This window comes from Psychrobacter sp. TPE 89C (assembly GCF_055522395.1).
This window is the reverse complement of the sequence record NZ_JBVFXW010000081.1, coordinates 1-6,051: the sequence shown is the minus strand read 5'-3', so window position 1 is coordinate 6,051 and position 6,051 is coordinate 1. Positions and strand designations below refer to the sequence as shown.

The window sequence follows — 6,051 nt, the reverse complement described above, 5'->3', positions numbered from 1 at the left end:
GGTCTGAGTCAAATAGCTTCTCTTCCTTTACTGAATGTTTATTTCCTAAAGTATCTAAATAAAAGAATTTTACGGAAATATTTAGACTAGTTGGCAGTGTTTTAAAAGTGTACTTACTTTCTGAAATATAACTTGATTTCTCAATAAGCATTTGATTTACATATAGATAAAAGGCATAACGTATACCTTCTAACTTTTCAGTATTCGCAACAATTAGCCCGTCTTGTTCGCTAATATATCTGCTCATATTTTCTATCTGAGCTTCAAACGCTTTATTTTCCAAGTTTATCCCTTCCATTTTTATACCTAGTTACTATCCAATAAAAGCACACAATATCTATATATATCCATCAACATATCTTGCAAGTTGTATTATTGTCTTAACTTCTTTAATCTGCAACTATCTTCCCAAACTATTTATGATCGTAAACCTTAGAGAATGGACTAGTACAAGTAACTTTTTTTGAAACAGCAGTATCTAATGGTAAAAACTGGCAATTTAGGATTTGAAGTCTAGAGGCTGTTTGCCAAGATTCAATTTGGATATTTCTTAAAGATTTGACTCTAATTTGAATAATATCACCTTCATACAAACCAAAAAGACATACGTTATTTTCTAAACTCCACAAGGAAATATCTTCTTCAAGTACTACCTGATTATTTATTAAAATTTGGTACACTAAATAATCTTTCGCCTTACTAGATATGTAAGTATTTATAACAGAAAGGTTCGCGTATCCCATTATCTCTTCAAATACAAATTTGACTTCAGTGTAATAGTTAATTTTTAAAAAATCCATTGGAATATATAACACATTTTTTTGACTTATTTCCCTATCTATTATAGTAGCTAGGTTACTATAAATTCCAAATTCTTTAAAAACCCTCTGTTCTCTTTCCTTCTTATCTCTTATCTGCTCATAAACATTCTTAACATCATTTATACCGTAGAAATTTAGTATAGGATAATTTCTATTAATTAATTCCTTAAACATATAATCTTCTCTTCTTTGGTCGATTCCAAAAGATAGAGAAATATCAATAATTGATCTCATATTAAACGGTAAAAAAGTTTCAAAAGCGGTATCGGTTTCATTAAGAACCTCTGAAAACCATCTACCCATTCTATTTTCCCAATAATAAAAATCTAATATATGATAATCAAATAATTTATCATAGTGTAGCTCACCTATGGACTCAGAGAATCTATTATCCAAAATGTTTTTATTTACCTTAGACTTACTATCTTTAAAAACATTATCGAAAGTATTTTTCACAGAATTGATATGGTTGGGTTTATCTAATTTTAAGTAATAAGCTCTACCAATCTCTAACAAATTTGCTCTAATATGTACTACATCTTGTTCTTTAAAATTATTGGTATAGTGATTAATTAGGAATCGACCATGTCCTTTAATAGAGTTTTTGGAGAGAATCTTTAATTCACTTTCTGTAAAATTATTATCTTCATTACTAAAATATATAAACTTATGATTGATATCTATATCACTAAGAATTTGTTTAACTACTATGTTATCTATAGTCAAAGACTTAACAAAGTAACTCTCCTTATCTTTAGTTCTAAATTCTTTAGGAGAATAAGTAAAAAACCTTATCTTTTCCTTATATTCTTTAACTAACGAGAAACTCACTCTACTATCATTACCAGCAGTTAATGAGAATATTAAATTATTATAATTATTAGTGTAATACTCTAATTGTTGCTTCCATAAATCTTCCACTATACTTAATTTTTTATCTTCAGTTATGTCATTATAGAGATTGTCACAAAAGGGGAAAAACCTAGTAGTTTCTTTAGTAAAAAAATTCAGTAATATATTGGGTAAAATGCTTTTTATGTTAAAGTAAGGTGAAATATTTAAACTGAATCCTAGTTTGGGTATTTCTTCAACTACTGAATCTTTCTTGTAACTATAATTGTCAACTATCATTTCTACATGCGAAACAATTATATTTCTATCGGTGGTATAATAAGCACTACGACAAGCACAAGCGTCAGGATAGAGCTCTACCTTATCTTTATTGCCAATAATAATAACGTATCTTCCTCCTATGAAGTTAAGCGTCTTCAGAAATTCACTATAGTTTTTTCTATATTGCTCTAAGAGGTATGTTAGTAGCTGATCATTATCTATACTATTATGCTGGCCTATACTTACATGTTTAAAGTGTCCATGAATAATTATAAAATCAGTTTCTGTTTGGTAAACTTTGCTATAGGTGTCATGATAGTAGTTAAACTTATCTAGTATTCTTATTAAGTTATAACTCTCGGGTAAGCTATAAAGACAGACATCAGAAAAAGCAAACCCATAAGGATATTGACGCAATATTTTATTCATAATTAATCAATTCTGTATATTTTATAATGAAATTTCATGCTTTTGGAAAAGCATAAGAGCTTTACTAATTTTTTATATTAATTCCTTACACTATAAATTATTCAGCTAGATATTATCTATTTTTTTGATTTTGCCTAGGCTTGTATAGTCAGGTCAGTATAAAAAAGATACAACGGGACTGAGATAAATTTTTTGTCGCCTCTATCTGCGCAGGCACAGCAAGCAGGAAAAATTTATCCCAGTCATGCAGTATGGTGTCGTGTATCCATTTTATTCAGTATCGACCATATAGATCAGAATATTTATTGGCCATTATATTGTGAGTGGTTACCATAACTACAAGTGTGGTAGTAACTTAGGAATAGTGCTTTGAACTTTTTTATTAGATATGAAGATTTTTGGCTGATCATTTGTATCTTCACTGAGTTCAAAACGAGTTACTATTTTGGTATGCTTTAACATCGATGAAGTAATTTTCATTGTAGATGTGGGTTCGTATTTCAAATAACTTTTAGACACCCATCCAATTAAACGGTTTTCCGATTCATAACCTTTATAAGAAGTATAACTAATAGCTTTACTTGAAGATTGAGAAGTTATCCTCATAGACATGTTTTTACTATTCGTTACGTTTACTTCAGTATCGTTTATAATAACTTTAGCATCTGTATCAAAATGCCACCATTGATCTATTCTTCTTGGTACGCTTATTTTTTTGTTAGTAATTTCATCAATAATATAAATTTCAATACCAGGTTTATACACAATAGTTCTCTGATGAATATATTTATTATCACTATGTTCTGCTTCACTTTTTATTATCCAAAAACCATGAACAAGTTGTGGTTGTCCAAGTATGGCATTCCCATAGGCATTCTCCTTATTACGAGATATGTTTTCACCATCAACCTCAATCGTATTGTGAGCTCTTGAGCTTAAGAAGTACTTTCGATACTTATCATTTTGGTAGCTATACTTACCAGAATCGATTAATAAATCTATTCCACCTTCTTGTAAGATAAAAGATAAGTCGTCAGAATGTTTGTGGGCTAAGTCATAAAAAGACCCTTGGAAAAACAAAAAAGAAGACTCATTTAATGGAACCTCCCTTACAGATCTAATCACAGCATAACCGTCAACTAGAGCTCCGATATAGTTACCTGCTTTAGTGTGATAAGGCCATTTTTCCAACGGTACAAGTTTGTTTTTTGGTTTACCAGTAGCTGAGTCTCCAATAGGTACACAAGTATCATTTGGGTAAACTAACCACGACTTGGCATATTCTCCCAACTTGAGAAAATCCAGGGTTTTCTTATCAAGATCAGTCCACCACACAGTTTTTACCATATGTTTGATTTTATTATGAGCAAAAAAATGGTAGTCCGGCGAATGTTCTGTATGAACCCCATGTGACCCTAACTGCGAAACAATCAATTTAGACATTTGCTCATTCGCGTAAACTTTTTTTTCCGTTATATTGTAAGCCCCTACACCACTGTTTCTTAAAATATAAGTTAAACTTTTTAGACCATGTAATTGAAATAGCCCATGATTCCCCGTACTTAACTCTCGTGGATTGATTAAATGTCTCAGATGTTCATGTAATAAATAATCAAGTGCATCAATCTTATGATCTAGACCCATTTCATAACATTTCTTTAAATAAAAACATATTTTTAAAGCCCTTAAACCAGTAGACATATCATACCAAAGCCATTTATTTTTATGGTTTTTTTCAAAATATACCCAGTCATTTATTAAGTTAGATACATAGTTTAAATCTTTTTCATTACCTCTACTAAGGTAACCATCTAACATGCGCCAAGCATGTAACTGGAACATCCAATTTCTATCTTTAAATGGATCATCCAACCAGCCAATTGGAAAATTCAGTTTATAAGGAGAATTATCACTTCTAGGCTGAAAACCTTTACGCTCATAATTTTCAATGATATTGGAATTAGTATTTACTATCTCACAGTCGCTTAACTTTATTAAATCTAATGAATTTCTAGAAAGCTTATATTTAAAGTTATCTTTAATTAACACAGGAAATAATTTCACTATTTTTAATTTGGGATCATCTTTCTCACGAAAAAACACTTTTACAGCTAACTCGTTTTTTCCGTTGTCACTGAAATAAAATATGTGTTTGTTATTATTCCTATAACCACTTCTACTAAAAATTTTATTATTAAGATATAGATAACAAGCACATTCTACATCCTCAAAGTTAATAGAGATATTAACTTTGATTAAAAACCCATCATAACTAATATCTACTATAGCTGAGTTGCTAATTTCTATAATTTCTGCCATTTCCATTGCTTTTCTCATTATCAGCGATCAGCGTCTAACATTAATTGGTCCTTAATAATCTCAGTCGTTTTGATCCAATTGCGCTCCTGTTTAACCCATTCTCTGCCATTTTCTCCAAGCAGGCGTCTTAAACCTTTATTATCTATTAACAACTGCAGCTTATCAGCAAGGTCATTGATATTACCTTTTTCGAATACCAATCCCGTTTCCTCTTCGACTACCATTTCTTTTAGTGCTTGAACACTAGAAACTAATACCGCTTTTTTCATAGCCAATGCTTCTAGAGGCTTCATGGGAGAAACTAGTTCGCATACTGGTTGAGGTTTACGGGGGAATGGGGCGATATCTATGAGGGAGTAATAGCTCTCGACTTCATCAAAGGGTATACGTCCTGGCATAATCAACCAATCAGCGAAACCATAGGTAGTAGCAATCTCACTAATCTTAGCAGTGATGGGTCCTACTTCTTGGCCTGAAGCGTTTTCATTACCAACTAGTAGTAGTCTGAATTGTACACCTTTCATTTTAAGTAGAGCACAAGCCTCGGCTAGGTTATCTAACCCTTCATACTGTACGAAAGTACCTATATAACCAATCACAGGAACATTCTTTGGAATTCTAAGTTTTTTCACTAATTCCATATCGCGTTCTTTTGGGGTAAAGTTTTCTGGTGAGCATGAATTAGGGACCAGCGAAATACTTTCGTTTTCAACCCCTCTTTTCACTAACTCATTGACCATCGGTTGCGTCAGAGTGAATACGTGATCAGCATGTTTCGCTGCTAAGGTCTCAAGCAAAACCTGTACAGTATAGGCAGGTTTTTTTTCAAATTCTGGCTCGCGCGAAACGCGAGTAATTTCCCATAGACCACGTACTTCATAATAGAATGGAATCCCCAATCTTTTTGCCGCTATCAAGCTGGGAATAGCCGTAATATGATTAGATGCCGCTATAACGTATTGAGGGCGGTACTCTAAAAATCGTCTTTCAAGTACATTTGCGGCTTCTGACATATAGTCATAAGGAGTCATCCCTCTACGAGATATTGATAAAGAACGTACATATTTGTACCCATCTATTGTTTCGATTTCTGGTACATCTTCAACGCTTAGCTCATCTTTAATATCTAACGGGAAGCCTGGACGATTAATAACGACTACTTCAAAGCCATGGTTATTTAACCCTTCACATACCCCAAAAGCTCTAGTAGCATAGCCACCGGAGGAATAAGGAAAACTATTATGAAGCACATATGCTACTCTCTTCGGAATAGAATCCACTTTAGTTTGAGGTTCACTCACGATTTGACTTTCTATTAATAAACTATAGGCAGGCGATTTATATATTTTTTCTAATAATAGCTTTTGCT

Annotated in this window: 4 protein-coding genes; all 4 read right to left on the bottom strand. The window is 32.1% G+C overall.

Features of this window, described 5'->3' with window-relative positions; all coding sequences use genetic code 11:
* Positions 1-298: hypothetical protein (locus ACZW67_RS13935; RefSeq protein ID WP_465183750.1), on the bottom strand; the 298-nt coding region annotated here is incomplete at its 3' end.
* Positions 299-413: 115 nt separating this feature from the next.
* Positions 414-2,363 carry a hypothetical protein gene (locus tag ACZW67_RS13930; protein ID WP_465183749.1) on the bottom strand — a complete coding sequence of 650 codons (1,950 nt, stop codon included), beginning with the start codon at positions 2,361-2,363 and terminating at the stop codon, positions 414-416.
* 336 nt (positions 2,364-2,699) lie between these two features.
* Positions 2,700-4,688 (bottom strand): heparinase II/III domain-containing protein, encoded by a 1,989-nt coding sequence (locus ACZW67_RS13925; RefSeq protein ID WP_465183748.1) that lies wholly within the window; start codon positions 4,686-4,688, stop codon positions 2,700-2,702.
* A gap of 14 nt (positions 4,689-4,702) precedes the next feature.
* The coding region (locus tag ACZW67_RS13920; protein ID WP_465183747.1) for a glycosyltransferase family 4 protein at positions 4,703-6,051 on the bottom strand (1,349 nt) is incomplete at its 5' end.

What these genes read in the sequence shown, in the direction of transcription:
- ACZW67_RS13925 (WP_465183748.1), bottom strand. Translation starts at nt 4,688, where the DNA reads ATGGAAATGGCAGAAATTATAGAAATTAGCAACTCAGCTATAGTAGAT.
- ACZW67_RS13930 (WP_465183749.1), bottom strand. Translation starts at nt 2,363, where the DNA reads ATGAATAAAATATTGCGTCAATATCCTTATGGGTTTGCTTTTTCTGAT.